Source organism: Serratia sp. NA_13 (assembly GCF_052691735.1).
On record NZ_JBQZFV010000014.1, the window covers coordinates 25,327 to 50,915 of the forward strand.

Consider the following 25,589-nt stretch of genomic DNA (forward strand, 5'->3'; position numbering starts at 1 on the left):
TTCGCCAGACACCACACGTGGTTGATAAAGAATTTGGTATCGAATTATACCAAAGGCGGCAAATTATACAGAAATTAAAAATGCCGTGCAATCGGAACCGTACATTTGCCGATGCGCAGTGTAAACTGATGGACTATTTTTTTCACTCTGGATGGCCTCATGCCTGTTGTTCACGTTGCTTTGCCGGTCCCCCTCGCCCGCACCTTCGACTATCTGCTGCCGCAAGACCTGCAGCCGGCGGTCGGCGCGCGCGTAGGTGTGCCCTGGGGCAAGCAACGAGCGATCGGCATCGTCACCGGCTGCAGCGAAACCAGCGAATTGCCACTGGACAAGCTCAAACCCATCGACAGCGTTCTCGACAACGCCTCACTGTTCTCCCCCAGCCTGTGGCGCATTCTGCGTTGGGCCAGCGACTATTACCATTACCCAATCGGTGAGGTGCTGTTCCACGCATTGCCTATCCTGCTGCGCCAGGGGAAACCGGCTGAAACGACGCCACTATGGCAGTGGTTCGCTACCGAACAAGGCCGCGCCACGCTGCCGGAAAGCCTGAAACGCGCCCCCAAGCAGCAACAAGCCCTGGCCGCGTTGCTGCAACGTCCGGTCTATCGCCATCAGGTCAGTGAACTGGAGTTAACCGAGAGCGCCTTGCAGGCATTGCGTGCCAAGGGGCTGGTCGATTTACGGGCACAGACGATGGCGACGCAGGACTGGCGGCCCAGCTTTGAAGTGTTGGGTGAACGGCTGCGGCTGAATACCGAACAGGCGACCGCCGTGGGTGCCATTCGCAGCGAAGACGAGCAGTTCGCCACCTGGCTGCTAGCCGGGGTCACGGGTTCCGGCAAGACCGAGGTTTATCTCAGCGTACTGGAAAACATTTTAGCGAAGGGCAAACAGGCATTGGTACTGGTGCCGGAAATCGGCCTGACACCGCAGACCATTGCCCGTTTTCGCGAACGTTTCAACGCCCCGGTGGAAGTGCTGCACTCCGGCCTTAACGACAGTGAACGGCTGGCAGTCTGGCTGCGCGCCCGCAGCGGCGAGGCGGCGATCGTTATCGGTACCCGCTCGGCGCTGTTTACGCCGTTTTCGCGCCTGGGTGTGATCATCATCGACGAAGAACACGACAGCTCTTATAAACAGCAGGAAGGCTGGCGCTACCACGCCCGCGATCTGGCGGTATTCCGTGCCCGCGAGGAAAACATCCCGATGGTCATGGGCACCGCCACCCCGGCGCTGGAAACACTTCACAATGTGCAACTGGGTAAATATCGCCAGCTCAAACTCACCCAACGTGCAGGCAACGCCAAACCGGCAACGCAGCACCTGATCGATCTGAAAGGCCTGCCGCTGAAAGTTGGCCTGTCGCAGCCGTTGCTGAAAAGCATGCAGCACCATTTGAAGGCCGGCAATCAGGTAATGCTGTTTCTTAACCGGCGCGGCTACGCACCGGCGCTGTTGTGCCACGAGTGCGGCTGGATCGCCGAGTGTCAGCGTTGCGATCATTACTACACCTTCCACCAGAATCATCGTCAACTGCGCTGCCACCACTGCGACAGCCAGCGTCCGGTACCCCACCAGTGCCCACAGTGCGGCTCTACTCATCTGGTGTCGGTCGGCGTCGGTACCGAACAGTTGGAACAGGAACTGGCGCCGCTGTTCCCGGAAACACCGATCACCCGTATCGATCGCGACACCACCAGCCGCAAAGGCTCGCTGGAACAGCATCTGGCGGATATTCACCGCGGTGGTTCACGCATTTTGATCGGCACCCAAATGCTGGCCAAGGGCCACCACTTCCCGGATGTGACGCTGGTAGCACTGCTGGATGTCGACGGTGCTCTGTTCTCGGCCGACTTCCGTTCCGCCGAACGCTTTGCCCAGCTGTATACCCAGGTCTCCGGTCGCGCCGGCCGTGCCGGTAAGCCCGGAGAGGTCTTGTTGCAGACACACCACCCGGAACACCCGCTGCTGCAAATTCTGCTGCAACAGGGTTACGACGCCTTTGCCAAACAGACATTGGCGGAGCGCAACAGCGTGTTCCTGCCGCCCTATACCAGCCATATCATCGTGCGTTCGGAAGATCACGATAACCAGCAGGCCCCCCAGTTCCTGCAGCAGCTGCGCAATCTACTGGAAGCCAGCCCGCTGAAGGACGACTCGCTGTGGGTGATGGGTCCGGTCCCCGCACTGCAGTCAAAACGCGGCGGTCGTTTCCGCTGGCAACTTCTGCTGCAACACCCTTCCCGACGGGTACTGCAACAGTTAATGAAGAGCTCCCTGCCGCTGGTCAGTACCCTGCCACAGGCACGCAAGGTAAAATGGACGCTGGATATCGATCCGATAGACAGCTGAACCCAGAAAAGTCCGATTTAGTTCATCCAATGCAAACGTTTACCCTTGAAATTGCGAGCGAACGCTAAAAAACCTTCCCAGGTCACACTTTTTATGCAAATTAGGTAACAAAGGCAGGACGTATTCTGTTTAGAATAACTGCGAAGGCAATTTTGTCACCTCTTGCAGGACAGTGACGGAATGTTTGAGTGCGGATGGCGCTAAATGATAACAACACCACCGCACGGTAAGAATTTGTGAGCAAACTGAAGTCGTCGCGTTGGCATGGGGCTAACGCAAGGAGAAAGGCGTTGGAACACAAGAAAGAATTATCCATGGCAACCATGAAAGACGTTGCCGAAATGGCGGGCGTTTCAACGGCAACCGTGTCGCGTGCGCTGATGAACCCGGAGAAGGTGTCAACGCCGACGCGTCAGAAAGTGGAACAGGCCGTACTGGCCGTGGGCTATTCTCCTCATGCCCTCTCACGCAATATCAAGCGTAACGAATCCCGGACTATCCTGGTGATCGTCCCCGACATTTGCGATCCATTTTTCGCCGATGTGATCCAGGGGATCGAGCAAACCGCCGCACAACAGGGCTACCTGGTGCTGATTGGCGACTGCGCACAGCAAAACCAGCAGGAACGCACCTTCGTCAATCTGATCATCACCAAACAAATCGATGGCATGCTGCTGCTCGGCTCCAATCTGCCGTTCGATGCCAGCAAGGAAGAGCAGCGCAACCTGCCGCCGATGGTGATGGCCAATGAGTTTGCTCCGGAGCTGGAACTGCCGACAGTGCACATCGATAACCTGACCGCCGCCTTCGAAGCCGTACATTATTTACATCAGCTCGGCCACCAGCAAATCGCCTGTGTCGCCGGGCCGGAGCAGATGCCGCTTAGCCATTATCGCCTGCAAGGTTACATTCAGGCGCTACGCCGTAATGGCATTACCGTCGAAAGCAGCTATATTACCCGGGGTGATTTCACCTACGAAGCTGGCGCTCAGGCGCTGGCAACGTTGATGGCACAGCCAAAACCGCCGACGGCAGTGTTCTGCCACAGTGATGTAATGGCAATCGGTGTACTGTCACAGGCGAAAAAGATGGGGCTGCGGGTACCTCAGGACCTTTCTATCATCGGCTTTGACGACATCAAACTGGCGCAGTATTGCGATCCACCGTTAACCACCGTGGCTCAACCGCGCTACCAGATTGGCCAGCAGGCAATGTTATTGCTGTTGGAGCAGCTACACGGGCAGACCGTGGCAAGCGGCTCCCGGCTATTGGACAGTGAATTGATTATCAGAGGCAGCACCGCTGCCCCGAAACGCTAGTCAAATATTTTAGGGTTCAGTAACATGACGGACTTATCCCCTCATCAGGACACAGCGGAATAATAGTGGCACAAAAAGACTATGTAAGCCGTGGGCGCGCAGCAGGAGCTAAGCGTAAAACCCCCAGCCGTAAAAAACGCAGTTCTCCGAAGGTTTCCAAAACCGTGTTGGCGTTGGCCGTCGCACTTCTGGTTGTCTTTATCGGTGGCCTCTATTTCATTACGCACAACAAGCCGGATGACGCGCCGCTGCTGCCTGTGCACAGCACTCGTCCAGGTAACGGCTTGCCGCCGAAACCGGAAGAACGCTGGCGCTACATCAAAGAGCTGGAGAATCGTCAGATTGGCGTGCAAACCCCAACCGAGCCTACGGCAGGCGGTGAAGCCAACTCCAAGACTCAGCTGACTGCGGAACAGCGCCAACTGCTGGATCAAATGCAGGCGGATATGCAACAACGCCCGACACAGCTCAATGAAGTGCCGTATAACGACCCTTCACAAGCCGCTGCACGTAGCCGTCAGCAGCAGGTGCAACAACCACCAGTGACTCAACCGCGTAACCCGTTTAACAACGGCGTGACGACAGCACCGGTACAGCAGCCGACTCAGCCGAAGCCACAACCCAAGCCGCAGCCGGTAACGCAGCCGCCGGTGCAGGTTAAACATCCAGAGCCGAAACCGCAGCCGAAACCGGAAACCAAACCGGAAGTGGCACAGGAAACGGCCAAGCAGGAAACCAAGCCAGAGTCGAAGCAAAAGTGGATGGTGCAGTGTGGCTCGTTCCGCGCAACCGATCAGGCAGAATCCGTGCGTGCGCGCCTGGCGTTTGAAGGTATCGAAAGCCGTATCACCGCCGGCGGCGGCTGGAATCGTGTGGTGCTCGGCCCATACAACAGCCGGGCTTCTGCGGACAAAACCCTGTCGCGCCTGAAGGGCGTAGGCATGTCAAGCTGCATTCCCCTCTCCGTTGGGGGTTGAAAAGCTTCAATCCCCCCCCATCTATACTCTCAATATGCCTCGTAGTGTCTGCGCAAGCAGATACTGCGAGGTCTTCTTTCCGTCTTCAACGAGGGTCTGCTCGTGACAACAATTGTAAGCGTACGCCGTAACGGCCAGGTAGTGATCGGTGGCGATGGCCAGGCTACCTTGGGCAATACGGTAATGAAGGGCAACGTCAAGAAAGTGCGTCGCCTGTATAACGACAAAGTGATTGCCGGTTTTGCCGGTGGCACCGCGGATGCCTTCACGCTGTTTGAGCTGTTCGAGCGCAAGCTGGAAATGCACCAGGGTCACCTGGTGAAAGCAGCCGTTGAATTAGCGAAAGACTGGCGTACCGACCGCATGCTGCGCAAGCTCGAAGCGCTGCTGGCAGTAGCGGATGAAAACTCTTCGCTGATCATCACCGGCAACGGTGACGTGATCCAGCCTGAAAATGATTTGATTGCGATTGGCTCCGGCGGTCCGTACGCCCAGGCAGCCGCCCGCGCGATGTTGGAAAATACCGAGCTGAGTGCCCGCGAAATTGTTGATAAGTCCCTCAACATCGCCGGTGATATCTGTATTTACACCAACCATTTCCACACCATTGAAGAATTGCCTTCCAAAGTGTAAGGATCGAATACTATGTCTGAAATGACCCCGCGCGAGATCGTCAGCGAACTGGACAGCTACATCATTGGCCAGAACAAAGCCAAACGTGCCGTTGCCATCGCCCTGCGTAACCGCTGGCGCCGGATGCAGCTCAACGAGATGCTGCGCCATGAAGTCACCCCCAAGAACATTCTGATGATCGGCCCGACCGGCGTCGGTAAAACCGAAATCGCCCGCCGTCTGGCGAAACTGGCCAACGCGCCGTTCATCAAGGTTGAAGCCACCAAGTTCACCGAAGTGGGCTACGTTGGAAAAGAAGTGGATTCTATTATCCGCGATCTGACCGATGCTGCGATCAAAATGGTGCGTCTGCAATCCATCGACAAGAACCGTACCCGCGCCGAAGAGCTTGCGGAAGAGCGCATCCTTGATGCGTTGATCCCACCGGCCAAGAACAACTGGGGCCAGGCGGAAGAGCATCAGGAGCCGTCCGCAGCTCGCCAGGCATTCCGCAAGAAACTGCGTGAAGGCCAGTTGGACGACAAGGAAATTGAGATAGATCTGGCTGCCGCACCGATGGGCGTAGAAATCATGGCTCCTCCTGGCATGGAAGAAATGACCAACCAGTTGCAGTCAATGTTCCAGAACCTCGGCGGCCAAAAGCAGAAACCACGCAAGCTGAAGATCAAAGAAGCCTTCAAACTGCTGGTGGAAGAAGAAGCCGCCAAGCTGGTGAACCCGGAAGAGCTGAAAGAACAAGCGATCGAAGCGGTTGAGCAGCACGGCATCGTGTTTATCGACGAGATCGACAAAATCTGTAAACGCGGCGGCCAAAGCTCCGGCCCGGACGTGTCTCGCGAAGGTGTACAGCGTGACCTGCTGCCGCTGGTGGAAGGCTGTACCGTTTCCACCAAGCACGGGATGGTGAAAACCGATCACATTCTGTTTATCGCTTCCGGCGCATTCCAGACCGCCAGCCCGTCAGACCTGATCCCGGAACTGCAGGGCCGTCTGCCGATCCGCGTTGAGTTGCAGGCGCTGACCACCGAAGACTTCGAACGTATTCTGACCGAGCCAAGTGCTTCGCTGACCGAGCAGTATAAAGCGCTGATGGGCACTGAAGGCGTCAATATCGAGTTCACCACCGAAGGCATCCGTCGCATCGCCGAAGCCGCATGGCAGGTTAACGAAAGCACCGAAAACATCGGCGCACGTCGTTTACACACCGTGCTTGAGCGTCTGATGGAAGATATTTCCTATGATGCGAGTGAAATTAACGGTCAATCCATTACAATTGATGCGGATTACGTAGGTAATCATCTGGATGAACTGGTAGCGGATGAAGATTTGAGTCGTTTTATCCTATAATCGCTCAATCATGTCCAGTCAGTCATCTGTGGGAGGCATTTTGCCTCCCACAATTATTTCTAACGGACACAGCCACTAACTCTGAAGCGAAAAATGAGCTCATCAACTAGCATCTCCCCGGCCAGAGCCTGGCTTGAAAGTTTACGACCGCGTACCCTGCCGCTGGCCTTTGCCTCGATCGTCATCGGCTCTGCCATTGCCGCCTGGCAAGGAAGTCTGAAACCCGGCGTGGCACTGTTGGCACTGCTGACGGCCGGCCTGTTGCAAATTCTCTCCAACCTGGCGAACGACTATGGCGATGCGATAAAAGGCAGCGACAAAGAAGACCGTATCGGGCCGCTACGTGGCATGCAAAAAGGCATGATCACCCAGGCACAGATGAAACGGGCGTTGGTGGTGACGGTGGTACTGATCGCCATCGCCGGCAGTTCGCTGATCGCCGTGGCCTGTGAACAACCCAGCGATGTGGTGGGTTTCCTGGTCTTGGGTGGGCTTTCTATTGTTGCCGCCATTACCTATACCGTCGGCAACAAACCTTATGGCTATCTGGGGCTGGGCGATATCTCGGTGCTGGTGTTCTTCGGCTGGCTGAGCGTGGCGGGCACCTTTTACCTGCAAACCCACACCTTTGACAGCATAGTGATGCTACCGGCCACCGCCTGTGGCCTGCTGGCAGCGGCCGTGCTCAATATCAATAATCTGCGCGATATCGAAAGCGATCGCGCCAACGGCAAGAATACCCTGGCAGTCCGGCTCGGGCCGCAGAAGGCGCGTTATTACCACCTGTTGCTGCTGATTGGCGCAGTGACGTGCTTTACGCTGTTCACTCTGCTCAATCTGCATAGCCTGTGGGGCTGGCTGTTTGTATTGGCTATCCCGCTGCTGGTACGCCATGGCTTGCGGGTGTTGCGTGACCCTACCTCCGCCGGCATGCGACCGATGCTTGAGCATATGGTCAAGGCGGCGTTACTGGCCAATATATTGTTCGCTATCGGCGTGGTGCTCAGTTAGCCATCGAACTGATGATTTTGCCAACAGGGCGAATAAAGGGATATACTGGTTATTCCAGCGGCAAACAGACGTAAAATCCTATGAAATACGATACTTCCGAACTGTGCGACATCTATCACGAAGAGGTGAACGTAGTTGAGCCTCTATTCTCCAATTTTGGCGGGCGTACTTCATTTGGCGGGCAAATCACTACGGTGAAATGCTTTGAGGATAACGGTCTGTTATTCGAGCTGCTTGAAGAAAACGGACGTGGTCGCGTCCTGGTGATTGACGGTGGCGGCTCGGTACGTCGTGCCCTGATCAACGCAGAACTGGCACGTCTGGCCACTCAGAACGAGTGGGAAGGCATCGTGGTTTACGGCGCGGTTCGCCAGGTCGACGATCTGGAAGAACTGGACATCGGTATTCAGGCTATGGCGGCGATTCCGGTCGGCGCCGCCAGTGAAAGCATTGGCGAAAGCGACATCCGCGTTAACTTCGGCGGTGTGACGTTCTTCTCCGGCGATCATCTGTATGCTGACAATACCGGTATTATCCTGTCCGAGGATCCACTCGATATCGAGTGATTTTCAGATATGAAAAAGGGCGCTCAAAGCGCCCTCAGATTGCTGACAAAGTCCTTTGCAGTTCAAAGTTCTGATCTGGTGACTAATAAAAACAAAGGATTATGTCTTCTGATTTACCCCAAACGTCCGAAAACCACGTTTCTCGGGTGTTTGTCATCAGACTAAGGGCGCCCAAGGCGCCCTTTTCGATCGTTCAATCCGGAATCAGACTTCTTCCATTTTGCCCAACAGCGCACGCAGACGGTCTTGCCATACGTGCTGCTCTTCTTTCAGTTGCTGATTCTCGCGAACCAAGGATTCGTGGTTGCCAGAGGCAGCCTGAACTTCCTGTGAAAGAGTGTTGTTTTTGTCTTTCAGCTCTTCAATTTCCATCTGCAACAGGGTGATGGTATCGATCGCCTGCTGAACTTTTGACTCCAATTTCTCAAATACTTCAAATGACATTCTTCAGTCCCCTCATGATAGCAAGGCGTACATCTATAGGTAACGGCCGCAACTTTGGTTGCAACTGCTGCGAATATGCATCGCGCCAAGTGACACACGCTTTTATTGAAAATAACGCGCCTGTCTCGATAAAACGCTTCTTTCGATAAAAACGATTGTAAGTAGCCTGTCCCCGACTGTCTAGCAACATCCGGCTCAACGCGCAGTCTGTTGCAATTTTCCTGCCGCGACCATCAGCAAAAACTGAAAATACCCAGCGAGCATAAATGGGTTTGTTAACGAACGGTGGCAAAATCACTGGTCAGATCACAGTTTATGGAGCAGAAAGAACACAGAACGACGCGAATTCGCTCAATTTTATGACGAAGCACACACATTTTGATTTCGCTATTTCTCGTTTATGTTCGTTAACGATAAATTTACATCACGTCCTCAATTAATAATTGGACGAGATGAAAAAACTGTACCCATAGGCCAGATTGATACAAACCCAGAGCCTATAAACCCATAACCGCCGTTTTGCAGGACAACAACATTATGAGCCAAACCACCAGTCCGACCCTAAAAGGCCAATGTATCGCCGAGTTTCTCGGCACCGGCCTGTTGATATTTTTTGGCGTAGGCTGCGTTGCCGCGTTGAAACTGGCTGGCGCCAGCTTCGGCCAGTGGGAAATCAGTATCATTTGGGGCCTGGGCGTTGCCATGGCCATCTATCTGACCGCTGCCATCTCTGGTGCGCATCTCAACCCGGCAGTCACCATTGCACTATGGCTGTTCGCCTGCTTTGACGGACGCAAAGTACTGCCTTACATCCTCGCGCAGATCGCCGGAGCCTTCTGCGCCGCAGCGCTGGTCTACGGGTTGTATTACAACCTGTTCTTCGATTTTGAAGCGGCCAACCATATGGTGCGTGGCAGTGACGAAAGCCTGGCCTTGGCCGGCATCTTCTCCACCTATCCTAATGCACACATCTCCGTGGGCCAGGCTTTCCTGGTTGAAACGGTAATTACCGCGATCCTGATGTGCCTGATCCTGGCGCTGACCGACGACGGCAACGGCATTCCACGTGGCCCGCTGGCACCGCTGTTAATCGGTATTCTGATTGCCGTGATCGGAGCCTCTATGGGACCATTGACCGGCTTTGCGCTGAACCCGGCCCGTGACTTCGGTCCGAAAATGTTCGCTTATCTGGCCGGCTGGGGCAAAGTGGCCTTCACCGGTGCGCGTGATATTCCGTACTTCCTGGTGCCAATCTTTGGCCCAATCATTGGTGCCTGCCTGGGTGCCTTCGGCTACCGCATGCTCATTGGCCGCAATCTGCCGTGTGACGTTTGCGTAGAAGAAGAAAAACCCGCCGCCAAGGCTCGTGCGCGTAAAGCGTGATTGGCACAGTTTTAAAACGGTTAACAACAGCAGGACTAAAATCATGACTGTAGAAAAAAAATACATTGTCGCTCTCGACCAGGGAACTACCAGTTCACGTGCCGTAGTGCTGGACCACGATGCCAATATTGTTGCGGTGTCGCAGCGTGAATTCACGCAGATTTACCCGAAAGCCGGCTGGGTTGAGCATGATCCAATGGAGATCTGGTCATCACAGAGTTCCACACTGGTGGAAGTGCTGGCAAAAGCCGACATCAATTCCGATCAAATCGCCGGTATCGGCATCACCAACCAGCGTGAAACCACTATCGTCTGGGAAAAAGAAACCGGCAAACCGATCTATAACGCTATCGTCTGGCAATGCCGCCGTACCGCCGATATCTGTGAAAAACTCAAACGCGATGGCATGGAAGAGTACATCCGTCACAACACCGGCCTGGTGGTTGACCCGTACTTCTCCGGCACCAAGGTAAAATGGATCCTCGATAACGTTGAAGGCGCCCGTGAACGCGCCAAGCGTGGCGAGCTGCTGTTCGGTACCGTCGACACCTGGCTGGTGTGGAAAATGACCCAGGGGCGGGTGCATGTGACCGATTATACCAATGCCTCACGTACCATGATGTTCAATATCCATGAGCTGGACTGGGATGAGCGCATGCTGGAAGCGCTGGATATCCCGCGCGCCATGCTGCCGAAAGTCCGTCCATCCTCTGAAGTGTACGGCCAGACCAACATCGGGGGTAAAGGCGGTACGCGTATTCCTATCGCCGGTATCGCCGGTGACCAGCAGGCGGCGCTGTACGGCCAACTGTGCGTTCAACCGGGCATGGCGAAAAACACCTACGGCACCGGCTGCTTCCTGCTGATGAACACAGGCAAAGAAGCAGTACGTTCCAGCCATGGCCTGCTGACCACTATCGCCTGCGGCCCGCGCGGCGAAGTGAACTACGCGCTGGAAGGCGCAGTCTTCATCGGTGGCGCTTCTATTCAGTGGCTGCGCGATGAGCTGAAACTGATTAGCGATGCGGCTGACTCCGAATACTTCGCCACCAAGGTGAAAGACAGCAACGGCGTGTATGTGGTGCCTGCCTTCACCGGTCTGGGCGCGCCTTACTGGGACCCGTATGCCCGTGGCGCGATCTTCGGTTTGACCCGTGGCGCGAACAGCAACCACATCATCCGTGCCACGCTGGAATCCATTGCCTACCAGACGCGCGACGTGCTGGATGCCATGCAGGCTGACTCCAACACCCGCCTGCAATCGCTGCGTGTGGACGGTGGTGCGGTCGCCAACAACTTCCTGATGCAGTTCCAGTCTGACATCCTCGGCACCCGTGTAGAGCGTCCTGAAGTCCGTGAGTCGACTGCGCTGGGTGCGGCATTCCTCGCAGGCCTGGCTATCGGCTACTGGAATGATCTGGATGAAGTGAAGAGCAAGGCGATCATCGAGCGTGAGTTCCGTCCAAGCATTGAAACCACCGAACGTAACTTCCGTTACAACGGCTGGAAAAAAGCGGTTGCCCGCGCACAAGCATGGGAAGAGCACGACTAACGCTGTTTGGTTAGGTTAACCCCATCACGCGCTGCCTCCGGGCGGCGCGTTTTTTTGCCCCGCCCCACCATCGCCCGCTGTGATAAACTTTGTCGATATTTTCTCCCTTTCTCACAGACAGGTTTTGCCATGAAACGTGAATTAGCCATCGAATTTTCCCGTGTTACCGAAGCCGCCGCGCTGGCGGGCTACAAATGGTTGGGACGCGGCGATAAGAACGCCGCCGATGGTGCTGCGGTCAACGCAATGCGCATTATGCTCAATAAAGTGGATATCGATGGCCGCATCGTGATCGGCGAAGGCGAAATTGATGAAGCGCCAATGCTGTATATCGGCGAACAGGTCGGCAGTGGCCAGGGCGACGCGGTGGATATCGCCGTCGACCCGATCGAAGGCACCCGCATGACCGCCATGGGCCAGCCCAATGCGTTGGCAGTACTGGCAGTGGGCGATCGCGGTACCTTCCTGCACGCCCCTGACATGTATATGGAAAAACTGGTGGTGGGCCCGGCAGCACGCGGCGCTATCGACCTTAACCTGCCGCTGGCTGAAAACCTGAACAAGGTCGCGGTCTGCCTGGGCAAGCCGCTGAGCCAGCTGACAGTGGTCATTCTGGCCAAGCCGCGTCACGACGGCGTTATCGCCCAGATGCAGCAACTTGGGGTACGAGCCTTCGCTATCCCCGACGGCGACGTGGCGGCCTCGATCCTGACCTGTATGCCCGACAGTGAAGTCGACGTGATGTACGGCATCGGCGGCGCGCCTGAAGGGGTCATTTCCGCTGCGGTGATCCGCGCACTGGATGGCGATATGCAGGCACGTTTGTTACCACGCCACCAGGTGAAGGGCGACAGCGCCGAGAATCGTCGCATCGGCGAGGAAGAACTGGCGCGCTGCAAAGAGATGGGCATTGAAGCCGGCAAGGTGTTGCTGCTGGATGATATGGCACGCAACGACAACGTGATCTTCTCCGCTACCGGCATCACCAAGGGCGATTTATTGGAAGGCATTAGCCGTCAGGGCAATATGGCCACCACGGAAACCCTACTAATTCGCGGCAAATCACGCACTATCCGCCGCATCCGCTCGACCCATTATCTGGATCGTAAAGACCCGGCGCTGCACGAATTCCTGCTGTAAATAATCAGGGCACCGAAGGTGCCCTCAGACTGCTGACAAGGTTCTTTACGGTTAAAAACCCTGATCTCAGGGCAAATAAAAACAAAGAATGATGTCTTCTGACTTACCCCAAACACCCGAAAACCACGTTTTTCGGGTGTTTGCAATATTGATCAGGGCGCCTTCGGCGCCCTGTCAGTTTTATACGGTATGTCCCTGATGCTGCATCCGGTGCGATAACGGCCACCAGCACAGCAAAATCAGTAATGCCATGGCAAACATCAGCAGGCCGAGGCTGAACTGCCCGGTCTGCGGCAGCATGGCGGAAAGCCAGGTCGCCAGACCGGAACCCATGTTCTGCATACCCCCGACCAATGCGCCAGCCGCACCGGCCAGATAGGGAAACGGCTCCATTGCCCCGGTAGTGGCCAGCGGGAATAGCATCCCGGCACCGAAGAAGAACAGCGCCGCCGGCACAATCAGCGTCCAGATATTCATCACGCCAAACCACCCGGGGATCCACATCATCAGACCCGCCAGCAGGCAACTGATCACCGAATGCCACACCAGACTGTGAAAGCTTTTGCCATCACGGCCGGCATACCAGGCACCAAAGAACGCCGCCGGGATGGGCAGAATAAACAGGATACTGACGGTCAGCCCGCTAAGGCCCAGTACGCCGCCCATCAGCACGCCGCAGCTGGCTTCAAAGACTGCGATCCCCGCCAGAGCACCAATCAGCATCACCAGATAACAGCTGAAAGTACTGTCCGCCAGCAGCTTGCGGAAGCTTGCCAACATACGCCGTTTTTCAGTCTGCTGCGGTCGGGTTTCCGGCAGCCAGCGGAACATGGCGAAGGCCACACCGGCGCACAACACCAACAGGAAGGCATAACAGGCGCGCCAGCCAAATACCATTGCCAGTGCCCCACCGATGATCGGTGCCAGCAACGGGCTGACCAGAATGCCCATGTTGAGCAGGCTGTTGGCATAGCGCAGCGAAGTACCGGCATACAGGTCACGCGGCATGGTTCGCGCCATCACCCCCGCCACGCCGGTCCCCATCCCTTGAATGGCGCTGGCGGCAACCAGCATCGTCAGGTTATTGGACAACAGCGCGCCCAGCGCCCCCATCATGAAGATCATCATCCCGGCCAGGATCACCGGCCGACGGCCAATACGGTCCGACAGCGGGCCGTAAATCAACTGCGAGAAGCCATAGGTCATCAGATAAGCCGCCATCACGCGCTGCACGGCACCGGAGCGCACCGACAGATCCTTGGCAATATCAGCAATCACGGGGACATAAATGGTTTGTGCCATCTGACCGACGGCCACTAACAGGGTAAGCATCACCAACAGGTGAAAGTTTTCTATTTTTCTCATTATCTTCGTTAACGTATTAACTCATCACAGCGTCCCGGTATGGCTCCAAATTCAGCCAGAACGGCGACAGCCCTCTATGGCGGCATAAGCTAACAAATTTGATTTTTTTAGCGAGTTTCAGACAGATATTGATCTGCGTCACAGTGGCAGCAAAGCCGACCAGCCTCGTAAATTAAACTGTACGTCTACTGCTTATGGGTTAAAAATGGCAAACTTTCAATAGTTTGGCTTTAGCATTTAATCGATAATTATTTTCATCATCTTGAAATAAAATAACGCCATAGGGATTGGGTTTATGAAGACAACAGAGCTGATTTTATTGCAGTTAAAAACCTTGGGGCCGCATTCCGCCAAAATGCTGGCTGAGCGTCTGGGCATCACCCCCATGGGGATTCGTCAGCATCTGCAATCTCTGGAAAAACGTGAGCTGGTGGGTTACGAAGAAGCGCGCACCAAGGTAGGTCGCCCCACACGCTACTGGTCGCTGACCTGTCAGGGCCACGCCCAGTTTGCCAATGGCCACGATCGGCTGGCAACAGAGCTGTTGGGATCGGCCCATCAGTTGTTTGGCACCGAAGGGGTGGAGCAGTTACTCAGCGCGCGCGAAGACAAGCTTTATCAGCGCTATGCTGAAGAACTGTCCGAGGAAGACTGCCATCAGGCCAAACTCGCCAGATTGGTGCGCCTGCGGCAGCATGATGGCTACATGGCCGAACTGTTAGAGCACCCACAAGGCATGCTATTGGTGGAAAACCACTGCCCAATCGGCGTGGCGGCTACCGCCTGCAGCAGCCTGTGCAACTCGGAGCTACAACTGTTTAACCGCCTGTTTGGCCAGGGTTATCGCATAGAGCGTACTGCGCACGCTATTTCCGGCTCACGACATTGCGCTTATTTGATTCGACCATTGGAGCTTTAGAGTATGGCTGACTGGGTTAATGGCAAGGTTACGCAAGTCACGCAATGGACCGACGGGTTGTTCAGCATCACCGTCCATGCCCCCATTGCTCCTTTTATCGCCGGGCAATTTGCCAAACTGGCGCTGGAAATTGACGGCGAACGCGTGCAGCGCGCCTATTCCTACGTCAACGCCCCCAGCGATCCGAACCTGGAGTTTTACCTGGTCACCGTGCCGGAGGGCAAACTGAGCCCACGCCTCAATCAGCTGCGACCGGGTTCCGAAGTGATGGTGACCAAAGAGGCCGCCGGATTTTTCGTGCTGGAGGAAGTGCCTGAATGCGACACCCTGTGGATGCTGGCGACCGGTACCGCCATCGGCCCTTACCTGTCGATGCTGCAGGAAGGCAAAGACCTGGAGCGCTTCAAAAATCTGGTGCTGGTGCATGCCACCCGCTTTGCACGTGATCTCAGCTACCTGCCATTGATGCAGCAATTACAACAGCGCTACAACGGCCAACTACGCATTCAGACTATTGTCAGTCGCGAAGAGGTCACCGGCTCGCTGACCGGCCGCGTACCGGCACTGATCGAGGATGGCCGGTTGGAAGCGGCGGTAGGATTACCCCTCAACGCGGAAACCGACCATGTGATGTTATGTGGTAACCCGCAAATGGTGCGGGATACCCAGCAAACGCTCAAGGATCAGCGGCAGATGCGCAAGCATCTGCGCCGCAAGCCTGGCCATATCACCAGCGAGCAATACTGGTAAGCTGCCACCTCATTGTGCGCTGAACTTCACCGGCTCGGCCGGCGGGCCAAAACGGTTGGCATCGGGCGTGCCGACAAAGGCACCCAAATCGATCATCATCATCACAATGATCAGCGTCGGGATAAAACGCCCGACGCCCCATTGCCAGAGCGGTGCCAGCATTTGCCAATTGCCCGCCGCCAGCAACCACGCCAAGATCAGTAATAACGCCCACCAGCCGGCTTTATTACGATCATGCAGCCGTTTCACCAGCACCGCCGCCGTCGGCCATAGCAAGCCCACGATAAAGAATGCGATGGTCTGGATATCCACCAGCTCACGACTGGCGAGAGAAAAAGCCACAACCATCAGCACCAGCCACAGCACCATCCAAATCCAAAAATCACGCCGCCCAATTCGGCCCTTAAACGAAAAGCACCACTGTTGTATTGTCATTGAATCCTGCGTTGTTAGCCTGCCCATATTCTGCCGTGCAGTGTAACATAGGCGCTGCCGGGCGAAGGTTTCTGCCCTGCATTACGCGGAGTAACGCACAGCTTTCCTGTCAGCAAGCGATAATAGCGCGAGATCTTTGACAATCCCCCTCGGTTATCGCTTTAATCGGAGCCATCTTTGTTCTTGATGCCGTGTTATACCATGCTGAGAAAAACCATCGCCATCGCCTGCCTGTTGCTGAGTATCAGCAGCGCCTGGGCCGATCCTCCGGATGCCGCAGTCAATGCATCACCCACCGCGCCGTACCTGCAGGCCGGGGCACCGACCTTTGATCTGACGGTGGTAAAATTCCGCGAAAAATATAACCGCGACAACCCGACGCTGCCGATTGGCGAATTTCGCGCTATCGCAACCGCAGAAGACGATACACCACTGCTGACACGCGCCGCCAGCAAGCTGAACGAAAACCTCTACGCCTCCACGGCGCTGGAAAAGGGCACTGGCAAAATCAAAACGCTGCAAATTACCCATCTGCCGCTGCAGCAAAGCAGCGAAGAAAAGGCGGCCCGCACCATTGCCATCAACTATATGGCCGCACTGATGCGCCAGTTTGAACCGGCACTGGCGGTGGAAAAAAGCCTGAGTAAAGTGGCCAATCTGCTGGAGAAAGGCAAAGGGTCACGCTTTTACCAACAGCAGGTCGGTGCGATCCGTTATGTGGTAGCGGACAACGGCGATAAAGGGGTAACTTTCGCTGTTGAACCGGTTAAGCTGACGCTATCCGAGCCGTAACAGCCGGTCATTTAATGACGAAAAGCAAAGCCTTCGTGCTTAATCATCTCTATACTGTTGGGCAGGTAAACTGCCGGTCCGGCAGTGGTTATTTCGACTCTCGCGTTCCCTTGTTGGAGGAAAAAACATGCGTCATCCATTAGTTATGGGTAACTGGAAGCTTAACGGCAGCACTCACATGGTTAACGAACTGATCGCCGCGCTGCGCAATGAACTGAGCAGCGTTGACGGTTGTGGCGTCGCTATCGCACCACCAGTCATGTATCTGGACCAGGCCAAGCACGCACTGGCCGGCAGCCGCATCGCTCTGGGCGCCCAAAACGTAGACGTGAACCTGTCCGGCGCATTCACCGGTGAAGTTTCCGCCGACATGCTGAAAGATATTGGTGCGCAATACATCATCATCGGCCACTCCGAGCGTCGCACTTACCACAAAGAAACTGACGCGGCGATCGCCGAGAAATTTGCCGTGCTGAAAACTGCCGGTCTGATCCCAGTGCTGTGCATCGGTGAAACTGACGCTGAAAACGAAGCGGGTAAAACCGAAGAAGTTTGTGCACGCCAGATCGACGCCGTACTGAAAACCCAGGGTGCAGAAGCCTTTAAAGGTGCGGTTATCGCTTATGAGCCAATTTGGGCTATCGGTACCGGTAAGTCTGCAACCCCTGCGCAAGCACAGGCAGTACACAAATTTATCCGCGATCACATCGCCAAGCAGGACGCAGCCGTGGCTGCAGAAGTGATCATCCAGTACGGCGGCTCCGTGAACGACAAAAATGCTGCCGAGCTGTTCACTCAGCCGGACATCGACGGCGCGCTGGTTGGCGGCGCATCACTGAAAGCCGATGCTTTCGCCGTGATCGTCAAAGCCGCTGCTGCTGCTAAAAAAGCCTGATTTCACCCGGCTCATAAATAAAAAAACCCCGGCTTGCCGGGGTTTTTTATTGCTGCCAATTGAGCATCAACGTTTACTTATTTGGTCAAACACGCCACCGGTGGCAAAATGCACCTTCTGCGCCTGAGTCCAGCCACCGAAAGTATCATCCACGGTGAAAAGCTTCAGTTTCGGGAACTGGTCGGTAAACTTGGCCGCCACTGCCGCATCGCGTGGACGGTAATAGTTTTTCGCCGCGATGGTCTGCCCTTCCAGCGTATACAGATACTTCAGATAAGCCGTAGCCACATCACGGGTGCCGCGCTTATCAACTACCTTATCCACCACCGACACGGTCGGTTCGGCCAGAATTGATTCGCTTGGGGTGATAATTTCAAACTTGTCCTTGCCCAGCTCTTTTTCCGCCAGCAGCGCTTCGTTCTCCCAGGCGATCAGCACATCACCGATACCGCGTTCAACGAAGGTATTGGTTGAACCGCGCGCACCGGAATCCAGCACTTCGACGTTCTTATACAGGTTTTTAACGAATTCTTGCGCCTTGCCCTGATCGTTCTTGTTCTGATGCAGCGCGTAACCCCAGGCTGCCAGATAGTTCCAACGCGCACCGCCAGAGGTTTTCGGGTTCGGCGTAATTACCGAGACGCCCGGTTTGATCAAATCTGCCCAGTCGTGAATTTGTTTTGGGTTACCTTTACGCACCAGGAAGACAATGGTCGAGGTATAAGGCGCCGAGTTGTCCGGCAGACGTTTGATCCACTCTTTATCAATGCGCCCGCGTTCAGCGATAGCGTCAACGTCATAGGCCAGCGCCAGTGTCACCACGTCTGCCTCAATGCCGTTAATCACCGAAGTCGCCTGCTTGCCGGAGCCGCCGTGCGACTGGCGTATCGTGACTTTATCGCCAGTCTGTTGCTGCCAATATTTACCGAATGCGGTGTTGTATTCCTGATAGAATTCACGCGTCGGGTCATATGAAACGTTCAGCAATTGGATATCTTTCGCCATGGCGCCGGACGCCAGCAGCATGATTGTCAGACCTACACCCCATTTACGCATACGCATCGACTCGCTCCCCAGGAAAAATAATCACAACCTCGATCGGTTGATTTAGCATCAGAGCCTGCCAGAAACTGGTCTATCAATTAAAGAATAAAAAATGTTGGGCTAGACGATTATGGAATATATCCGCGACAGACATAAAAAAGCCTCCGCATGCGGAGGCTCAGACTGATGACAAACCTCATTCCTGCCCAGAGCGAATAGAGGCCAATAAATAAAAATCAGGAAAATCAATTTATTGATTTTCGGCTGCTCACCACAAAGCAGGAAAAACCACGCTTTTTCCTGCTTTGTCAGCAACCGAAGCCTCCGCATGCGGAGGCTTCGATTGCCTGAATAAAAACGGGATCAGTACAGCTTTTTCGCCGTTTCCAGCCAGTCGCCCTTGAATGGACGCTTCATATTTTCGATCGCATCGATGATGTCGTGGTGCACCATCTTCTCATTTTGGATACCGACACAGCGGCCGCCGTAGCCTTGCAACAACAGCTCGATGGCGTATGCCCCCATGCGGGAAGCCAGAATACGGTCGTAAGCTACCGGAGAGCCGCCGCGCTGAATATGCCCCAACACGGTAGCGCGGGTTTCACGCTTGGTTTCTTGCTCAATATGGCGCGCCAGCTCATCGATATCGCAGATATGCTCGGTGATCGCCACAATCGCGTGTTTCTTACCCTTGTCGATGCCGGCTTTGATTTCACACACCAGATCTTCGCGGTTGAACTCAATTTCAGGCAATACGATGAACTCGCAGCCGCCGGCAATCGCCGCCGCCAGCGTCAAATCACCGCAATAACGCCCCATCACTTCAACGATAGAAATACGCTGATGTGAAGATGAGGTATCACGCAGACGGTCAATAGCTTCTACCACGGTTTCAAGCGCGGTGAAGAAGCCGATCGTATAGTCGGTACCGGCCACGTCGTTATCGATAGTGCCCGGCAAGCCAATACAAGGGAAACCCTCTTCCGTCAGGCGTTTAGCCCCCATATAGGAACCGTCACCGCCAATCACCACCAACGCATCAATACCGCGGTTTTTCAGATTTTCAATCGCCTTGGCACGTACGCTGTCGTCTCTGAACTCCGGGAATCGGGCTGAACCAAGAAAGGTGCCGCCGCGATTGATCATATCGGACACGCTGTAGCGGTCCAATTTTTCCATGCGATCTTCGTACAAGCCAAGGTAGCCATCGTAAATACCAAAAACTTCCAGACCTTCTGAAAGTGCAGCACGCACAACGCCACGGATCGCAGCGTTCATACCCGGCGAATCACCGCCACTTGTCAGTACACCGATTTTCTTGATCATGACTACCTCTGAACTGTAGATGCAATTTCTTAAGAATTCTGTATTCGCCGATTGTCCTGGAACCTCTCCGGCTGTAGAAAATCAGCTTTACGGCTTATTGCTGGATATTATAACAAAAACACCCAGCTGAATTGATTCAAGTCACACAAGATTGCGGTAAAAAAATACCATGGCACGCTGAGCTAACTCCGCCATTCACCCGTTGCACCAATCTTACAGGCCCTGTATTGATTATAGATCCCAACGCCCCTGTCGGCCCTCTGGCACTACGGAACAGGGATCCTGGTGAATAAGGACATCCGCTCCGGGGAAACGATGCAACAGTGCCTGTTCCACCTGCTCGGCCAGAAGATGCGCCTGCATCAGCGGCAGCGCATCATCCATCTCCAGATGCAACTGGATAAAACGCGTCGGACCGGACTGGCGGGTCCGCAGATCGTGCGCACCTTTCACCCCTGGCCAGGAAGAAATCACATCAATGATCGCCTGACGTTCATCATCCGGCAATGCCCTGTCCAGCAGCGATTGCACAGCTTCATTACCCATCCGCAGCGCGCTATAAAGAATGTAGACGCCAATGACCAATGCAAACAGCGCATCCGCCCGTTGAAAACCGTACCAGCTTAGCGCAAGCGCTATAAGAATAGCACCATTCATCATGACATCTGACTGATAATGCAGCATATCTGCTCGTACTGCCTGACTACGGGTTTTCCTTACCACCCAACGCTGATAGGTGACCAGCAGCAAGGTGCTGAACAACGCCACCACCGTCACGGCAATACCAACACCAGGGTCGCGAAGCGTTTCCGGGGAGTACAGATGCTGAAAGCCGGTCAGGAACAGAAACAGTGCCGAGCCGGAAATAAACATGCTCTGCGCCAACGCAGCCAGCGACTCGGCCTTACCATGCCCAAAGGTGTGTTCCTCGTCGGCCGGCTGCAGCGAATAACGCACCACTAGCAAGTTTGTCAGCGACGCGGCTATATCCACCAGGGAATCTACCAACGCAGCCAGCAGACTCACTGAACCAGTGTGATACCAGGCGATAATTTTGATCAGTAGCAGTATGGAGGCCAACGCAGTGGCAGCTAACGCGGCGGATTTCACCAGACGCGCATATTGCGGTTCCATAACCCATCCTGGTTAAACATTGAGAGGGCCAATATAGCGGAATGATGGACAAAAAAAACCCCGCCATCATGGCGGGGGAAGACAGGGATGGTGTCTATGGCAAGGAAAAACAGGGACTACTCAGTCATACTTAACTTCTGGGCAGAAGTTTGCTGCAAACCAGACATTTGTTGCTCCACCTGCTGCATGCGCTGCTGATGTTTCTGGTCTAAAACACTTTTTTGCTGTGGCGTCAGTAGGTTATACATTTGGTTGCGTACTCTGGCCATTTCGACCTGACGCTTAACCTGTTGCTGAGCCATCTGTTCCGCCTGGGCATACACGGCGGCTTCATCAAATTTGTCTGCGGTCACCAGCTTATGCATGGCTTCCATTTCAGCTACATTGACACCAAGCAGATCGTGGCGGGCCTGGCGCATTAAATCGCGCATTCGCTGACGCTGCTCTTCAGTCAGGCTGACACCGTCAAACATGTGGCGCTGACTTGGTGCTCGGGTCATCGCGTCGTCGTTGCCGGGAGTCGGTACAGTTTCCGATGTAGTGTCAGCAGCAAACGCAGCGGTAGAACCTATTGCCAGCATTGATGCCATAACTAATGCGGTCACCTTACGCATTTTAACTCCTCGTGCTTTCTCACTTTGCGAATCAACGAGGAGCAGTGTACTGCTGCACCTGCAAACATGCGTCAGTGCATGTAAAACTACGTAAAGTCATGGAATGCCAACAGTTGATGACGTATTTTGCGTCAGGAGGAAAAAATACAATGAACAAAATTCTGTTAGTTGACGACGACCGCGAGCTGACTTCGCTGTTAAAAGAACTTCTTGAAATGGAAGGTTTTACTATCGTCGTGGCCTACGATGGTGAACAGGCGTTGTCGCTTCTGGACAGCTCCATTGATCTGCTGTTGCTCGATATCATGATGCCGAAGAAAAACGGTATTGATACGTTAAAAGAACTGCGTCAGCACCACCAGACACCGGTCATTATGCTGACCGCTCGCGGCAGCGAATTGGACCGCGTACTGGGCCTGGAACTGGGTGCCGATGACTACTTGCCAAAACCGTTCAACGATCGTGAACTGGTAGCGCGTATTCGTGCGATTCTGCGCCGATCCAACTGGAGCGAGCAGCAGCAAAATGTCGATACCGGTGCACCCACGCTGGACGTTGACGGTTTGCAGCTCAATCCGGGCCGCCAGGAAGCCAGTTTCGACGGCCAAACGCTGGATCTTACCGGCACCGAATTTACCCTGTTGTACCTGCTGGCACAGCATCTGGGCCAGGTGGTATCGCGTGAACTGCTTAGCCAGGAAGTGCTGGGCAAACGTTTGACGCCGTTTGATCGCGCCATCGATATGCATATCTCTAACCTGCGACGCAAACTGCCGAACCGCAAAGATGGCCACCCGTGGTTCAAAACCTTGCGTGGACGGGGTTACTTAATGGTATCTGCAACATGATCAACAGCTTGACGGCACGCATCTTCGCCATTTTTTGGTTCACATTAGCCCTGGTGCTGATGCTGGTGTTGATGGTGCCCAAGCTCGACTCCCGCCAAATGACCTCGCTGCTGGACAGCGAGCAGCGGCAGGGGCTGATGCTGGAGCAACATGTCGAGGCCGAGTTGCAAAACGATCCGGCCAACGACCTGATGTGGTGGCGACGTTTATTCCGCGCCATTGAAAAATGGGCCCCGCCTGGGCAGCGCCTGATCCTGGTCACCAGCGAAGGCCGGGTGATTGGCAACATGCAACGCAACGAAATGCAGTTGGTGCGTAATTTTATCGGCCAATCTGATAATTCCGACCACCCGAAGAAGAAAAAATACGGCCGCGTCGAGCTGGTCGGTCCCTTCTCCGTACGTGATGGTGAAGACAACTACCAGTTGTATCTGATTCGTCCCGCCAACAGCCCACAATCCGACTTCATCAACCTGATGTTCGACCGACCGCTGCTGCTGCTGATCGTCACCATGTTGATCAGTGCCCCATTGCTGCTATGGCTGGCCTGGAGTCTGGCGAAACCGGCACGTAAGCTGAAAAACGCGGCCGATGATGTCGCCCGTGGCAACCTGAAACAGCATCCTGAGCTGGAAGCCGGGCCGCAAGAGTTTCTGGCGACCGGTGCCAGCTTCAACCAAATGGTCAGTTCGCTGGAACGCATGATGACCGCTCAGCAGCGGCTGATCTCCGACATCTCGCATGAGCTGCGCACCCCGCTAACCCGTCTGCAGCTGGCTACCGCGTTAATGCGTCGTCGCCACGGCGAAGGGCGTGAGCTGGAGCGCATCGAAACCGAGGCCCAGCGTCTGGACTCGATGATCAACGATCTGTTGGTATTGTCACGAGGACAGCAGAAAAGCGAGTTGGTCCGTGAGCGGCTGCTGGCCAATGAACTGTGGGCCAATGTACTCGATGACGCCGGCTTTGAAGCCGAGCAAATGGGCAAGCATTTGGAAGTCACCGCCCCTCCCGGTCCATGGACGCTGTTCGGCAACGCCGGCGCGTTGGACAGCGCACTGGAAAACATTGTGCGTAACGCGCTCCGCTACTCAAACACCAGGATCGCCGTGGCGTTCAGTGCGGATAACCAGGGCATCACTATTGTCGTCGACGATGACGGCCCGGGTGTCAGCACGGAAGATCGCGAACAAATTTTCCGACCGTTTTATCGCACCGACGAAGCACGCGATCGCGCCTCCGGTGGTACTGGCTTGGGTCTGGCGATCGTAGAGGCGGCAGTCAACCAGCACCGCGGCTGGGTAAAAGCGGAGGACAGTCCGCTCGGTGGCCTGCGGTTGGTGTTGTGGTTACCGCTACATCAGCGCTGATCGCCTAAGACAGATCGGTAAGATTTTGCTATTCTGCGCCCCTCGTCATGAGGGGTTTTTTACATGTTGAACATTGTTTTATTCGAACCTGAAATTCCACCCAATACCGGTAATATCATCCGCCTGTGCGCCAATACCGGCTTTCAACTGCACCTGATAGAACCGTTGGGCTTCCCGTGGGATGACAAACGCCTGCGCCGTGCCGGGCTGGATTATCATGAATTCGCCAGCATCCGACGTCATGCCAACTACGCCGCCTTTATCGCCAGTGAAAATCCACAGCGGCTGTTTGCCCTGACTACCAAAGGCACTCCGGCACACAGCGCGGTAAGCTATCAGGCCAGCGATTACCTGCTATTTGGACCGGAGACCCGCGGTCTGCCTGCCGAGATCCTAGAAGCGCTGCCCGCCGAGCAGAAAATCCGTATTCCCATGCAGGCGCAAAGCCGCAGCATGAACCTGTCTAACGCCGTGGCAGTGGTGGTGTATGAAGCCTGGCGGCAACTGGACTATGCGGGTGCGCTGATCAAATCCTGACCGCGCGCTTTGCAGGTAAAAACAAGCTGTACATCACGATCCTGATAGGCCGCCCTGTAATATGGCACGCGCAGCGCCAAAACATTCGCTGTGGCAGAAGATAATGAGCTATATTTTGTAAGGTTATCGGCATTTATCATAGGGAATCGCATGAAAAAACAAAACTTTAGCGTTGTCATAGCAGTTCTGGCAGCGGGCCTGCTGCTGGCGGGTTGTGCATCTAAAGTGACTAAAACAGATCAGTACTCGGGCTTCCTGCCGGACTACAGCAAACTGCAGGAAACCAGCTCGCCAAGCGGACATAAAACGCTGCGCTGGATCGCTCCCAACTTTAAAGAATCCAACTACCGAGGGGTATATTTTTCCCCTGTAGTCTACTATCCAGCGGCGAAACCCAACGATCGCGTCAGCCAGCAAACTCTGGATAAAATCAGGAACTATACCGACCAAAGCATGAGAAAAGCGGTAGCCGAGCGTACGACAATCCTGAAAAGCCCGGCGGGTTCTCGCGTCTTGCTGGCAAAAGTGGCGATTACCGCCGTATCCGCCGAAGATGAAGACGTGAAATTCTATGAAGTGGTGCCAGTTGCCGCGGTCGTTGCCAGTACCATGGCCGCCACCGGACACCGGACGCAAAACACCACCCTGTTCCTGGAAGCGCAGTTGATCGATCAAGATACCGGCAAGACAGTGCTGGAAGTTGTGCGCAAGAACTACGGCAAAACCGTCAACAACGGCAGCTCACCGGTAACGGAAGAAGAAGTCAAAGCGGCAATCGATGAAATGGTCGTCGATACCATAGCTTTCCCGAAACAGGGTTAACGCCACGCTAA

At 54.9% G+C, this 25,589-nt stretch carries 25 protein-coding genes; 18 read left to right on the top strand and 7 right to left on the bottom strand.

Annotation, left to right across the window (positions count from 1 at the left end; genetic code table 11):
* The first annotated feature begins 159 nt into the window (after positions 1 to 159).
* From priA to rraA, 7 genes are all read left to right on the top strand, one after another.
* A complete protein-coding gene (gene priA, locus ACUTSU_RS17710; RefSeq protein ID WP_445654470.1) occupies positions 160 to 2,355 on the top strand; it encodes a primosomal protein N' in 2,196 nt (731 codons plus the stop codon).
* A 290-nt stretch (positions 2,356 to 2,645) separates the two neighbouring features.
* The gene (cytR, locus tag ACUTSU_RS17715) at positions 2,646 to 3,674 is read left to right on the top strand and encodes a DNA-binding transcriptional regulator CytR (protein WP_012147464.1); all 1,029 of its coding nucleotides are present in this window, start codon (positions 2,646 to 2,648) and stop codon (positions 3,672 to 3,674) included.
* A 65-nt stretch (positions 3,675 to 3,739) separates the two neighbouring features.
* Positions 3,740 to 4,651, top strand: coding sequence for a cell division protein FtsN (gene ftsN / locus ACUTSU_RS17720; RefSeq protein WP_445654471.1), 912 nt, complete (start codon positions 3,740 to 3,742; stop codon positions 4,649 to 4,651).
* A gap of 102 nt (positions 4,652 to 4,753) precedes the next feature.
* Positions 4,754 to 5,284, top strand: coding sequence for an ATP-dependent protease subunit HslV (gene hslV / locus ACUTSU_RS17725; RefSeq protein WP_445654472.1), 531 nt, complete (start codon positions 4,754 to 4,756; stop codon positions 5,282 to 5,284).
* Between the two features lie 12 nt (positions 5,285 to 5,296).
* Positions 5,297 to 6,631, top strand: a complete 1,335-nt coding sequence (hslU, locus tag ACUTSU_RS17730; RefSeq protein ID WP_445654473.1) for an HslU--HslV peptidase ATPase subunit — start codon at positions 5,297 to 5,299, stop codon at positions 6,629 to 6,631.
* Between the two features lie 93 nt (positions 6,632 to 6,724).
* Positions 6,725 to 7,642, top strand: a complete 918-nt coding sequence (locus ACUTSU_RS17735; RefSeq protein WP_445654474.1) for a 1,4-dihydroxy-2-naphthoate polyprenyltransferase — start codon at positions 6,725 to 6,727, stop codon at positions 7,640 to 7,642.
* Between the two features lie 80 nt (positions 7,643 to 7,722).
* Positions 7,723 to 8,208, top strand: coding sequence for a ribonuclease E activity regulator RraA (gene rraA, locus ACUTSU_RS17740; protein ID WP_020837546.1), 486 nt, complete (start codon positions 7,723 to 7,725; stop codon positions 8,206 to 8,208).
* A gap of 204 nt (positions 8,209 to 8,412) precedes the next feature.
* Here the strand turns inward: rraA and zapB are convergent, their stop codons facing one another.
* Entirely contained in the window at positions 8,413 to 8,652 is a 240-nt protein-coding gene (gene zapB / locus ACUTSU_RS17745; protein WP_012147470.1) for a septal ring assembly protein ZapB, read from the bottom strand.
* 537 nt (positions 8,653 to 9,189) lie between these two features.
* Here zapB and ACUTSU_RS17750 point away from each other — a divergent pair.
* The 3 genes from ACUTSU_RS17750 (at position 9,190) to glpX (ending at position 12,727) form a co-directional block, all read left to right on the top strand.
* Positions 9,190 to 10,035 carry an MIP/aquaporin family protein gene (locus ACUTSU_RS17750; RefSeq protein WP_445654475.1) on the top strand — a complete coding sequence of 282 codons (846 nt, stop codon included), beginning with the start codon at positions 9,190 to 9,192 and terminating at the stop codon, positions 10,033 to 10,035.
* Between the two features lie 43 nt (positions 10,036 to 10,078).
* Positions 10,079 to 11,587: a glycerol kinase GlpK gene (gene glpK / locus ACUTSU_RS17755; RefSeq protein WP_445654476.1), complete on the top strand. Its 1,509-nt coding sequence runs from the start codon at positions 10,079 to 10,081 to the stop codon at positions 11,585 to 11,587.
* A gap of 129 nt (positions 11,588 to 11,716) precedes the next feature.
* Positions 11,717 to 12,727 (top strand): class II fructose-bisphosphatase, encoded by a 1,011-nt coding sequence (gene glpX, locus ACUTSU_RS17760; RefSeq protein WP_445654477.1) that lies wholly within the window; start codon positions 11,717 to 11,719, stop codon positions 12,725 to 12,727.
* Positions 12,728 to 12,907: 180 nt separating this feature from the next.
* Here glpX and emrD read toward each other — a convergent pair whose 3' ends face one another.
* A complete protein-coding gene (gene emrD / locus ACUTSU_RS17765) occupies positions 12,908 to 14,092 on the bottom strand; it encodes a multidrug efflux MFS transporter EmrD (RefSeq protein WP_445654478.1) in 1,185 nt (394 codons plus the stop codon).
* A 295-nt stretch (positions 14,093 to 14,387) separates the two neighbouring features.
* On the opposite strand from emrD, the gene ACUTSU_RS17770 reads away from it, so the two are divergent.
* Together ACUTSU_RS17770 and fpr are read left to right on the top strand one after the other, a co-directional pair.
* Positions 14,388 to 15,011, top strand: a complete 624-nt coding sequence (locus ACUTSU_RS17770) for a helix-turn-helix transcriptional regulator (protein ID WP_445654479.1) — start codon at positions 14,388 to 14,390, stop codon at positions 15,009 to 15,011.
* A 3-nt stretch (positions 15,012 to 15,014) separates the two neighbouring features.
* Positions 15,015 to 15,761, top strand: a complete 747-nt coding sequence (fpr, locus tag ACUTSU_RS17775) for a ferredoxin--NADP(+) reductase (protein WP_261093761.1) — start codon at positions 15,015 to 15,017, stop codon at positions 15,759 to 15,761.
* A 9-nt stretch (positions 15,762 to 15,770) separates the two neighbouring features.
* On the opposite strand, the gene ACUTSU_RS17780 is transcribed toward fpr, so the two are convergent.
* Positions 15,771 to 16,196, bottom strand: coding sequence for a DUF805 domain-containing protein (locus tag ACUTSU_RS17780; RefSeq protein ID WP_112363578.1), 426 nt, complete (start codon positions 16,194 to 16,196; stop codon positions 15,771 to 15,773).
* A 201-nt stretch (positions 16,197 to 16,397) separates the two neighbouring features.
* Here ACUTSU_RS17780 and ACUTSU_RS17785 point away from each other — a divergent pair, with 201 nt between their 5' ends.
* Both ACUTSU_RS17785 and tpiA read left to right on the top strand, forming a co-directional pair.
* On the top strand, positions 16,398 to 16,988 hold the full coding sequence (locus ACUTSU_RS17785; protein WP_445654480.1) for a DUF1454 family protein: 591 nt from the start codon (positions 16,398 to 16,400) through the stop codon (positions 16,986 to 16,988).
* A 127-nt stretch (positions 16,989 to 17,115) separates the two neighbouring features.
* Positions 17,116 to 17,883 (top strand): triose-phosphate isomerase, encoded by a 768-nt coding sequence (gene tpiA, locus ACUTSU_RS17790; RefSeq protein WP_012147479.1) that lies wholly within the window; start codon positions 17,116 to 17,118, stop codon positions 17,881 to 17,883.
* 66 nt (positions 17,884 to 17,949) lie between these two features.
* On the opposite strand, the gene ACUTSU_RS17795 is transcribed toward tpiA, so the two are convergent.
* The 4 genes from ACUTSU_RS17795 to cpxP form a co-directional block, all read right to left on the bottom strand.
* A complete protein-coding gene (locus ACUTSU_RS17795) occupies positions 17,950 to 18,939 on the bottom strand; it encodes a sulfate ABC transporter substrate-binding protein (RefSeq protein ID WP_445654532.1) in 990 nt (329 codons plus the stop codon).
* Positions 18,940 to 19,290: 351 nt separating this feature from the next.
* Positions 19,291 to 20,253 (bottom strand): 6-phosphofructokinase, encoded by a 963-nt coding sequence (gene pfkA, locus ACUTSU_RS17800; protein WP_445654481.1) that lies wholly within the window; start codon positions 20,251 to 20,253, stop codon positions 19,291 to 19,293.
* Between the two features lie 231 nt (positions 20,254 to 20,484).
* Positions 20,485 to 21,387, bottom strand: a complete 903-nt coding sequence (gene fieF / locus ACUTSU_RS17805) for a CDF family cation-efflux transporter FieF (RefSeq protein WP_445654482.1) — start codon at positions 21,385 to 21,387, stop codon at positions 20,485 to 20,487.
* A gap of 116 nt (positions 21,388 to 21,503) precedes the next feature.
* Complete coding sequence (gene cpxP / locus ACUTSU_RS17810; RefSeq protein WP_445654483.1) at positions 21,504 to 22,001, bottom strand: cell-envelope stress modulator CpxP; 498 nt, start codon at positions 21,999 to 22,001, stop codon at positions 21,504 to 21,506.
* 149 nt (positions 22,002 to 22,150) lie between these two features.
* Here cpxP and cpxR point away from each other — a divergent pair, with 149 nt between their 5' ends.
* The 4 genes from cpxR (at position 22,151) to ACUTSU_RS17830 (ending at position 25,578) form a co-directional block, all read left to right on the top strand.
* Positions 22,151 to 22,849 carry an envelope stress response regulator transcription factor CpxR gene (cpxR, locus tag ACUTSU_RS17815; RefSeq protein WP_004953234.1) on the top strand — a complete coding sequence of 233 codons (699 nt, stop codon included), beginning with the start codon at positions 22,151 to 22,153 and terminating at the stop codon, positions 22,847 to 22,849.
* Positions 22,846 to 24,219: an envelope stress sensor histidine kinase CpxA gene (gene cpxA, locus ACUTSU_RS17820; RefSeq protein WP_012147484.1), complete on the top strand. Its 1,374-nt coding sequence runs from the start codon at positions 22,846 to 22,848 to the stop codon at positions 24,217 to 24,219. Before cpxR ends, cpxA begins: the two co-directional genes overlap by 4 nt.
* A gap of 63 nt (positions 24,220 to 24,282) precedes the next feature.
* On the top strand, positions 24,283 to 24,756 hold the full coding sequence (gene trmL, locus ACUTSU_RS17825; protein WP_445654484.1) for a tRNA (uridine(34)/cytosine(34)/5-carboxymethylaminomethyluridine(34)-2'-O)-methyltransferase TrmL: 474 nt from the start codon (positions 24,283 to 24,285) through the stop codon (positions 24,754 to 24,756).
* 150 nt (positions 24,757 to 24,906) lie between these two features.
* Positions 24,907 to 25,578: a DUF3313 domain-containing protein gene (locus ACUTSU_RS17830; protein WP_445654485.1), complete on the top strand. Its 672-nt coding sequence runs from the start codon at positions 24,907 to 24,909 to the stop codon at positions 25,576 to 25,578.
* Positions 25,579 to 25,589: the final 11 nt, after the last annotated feature.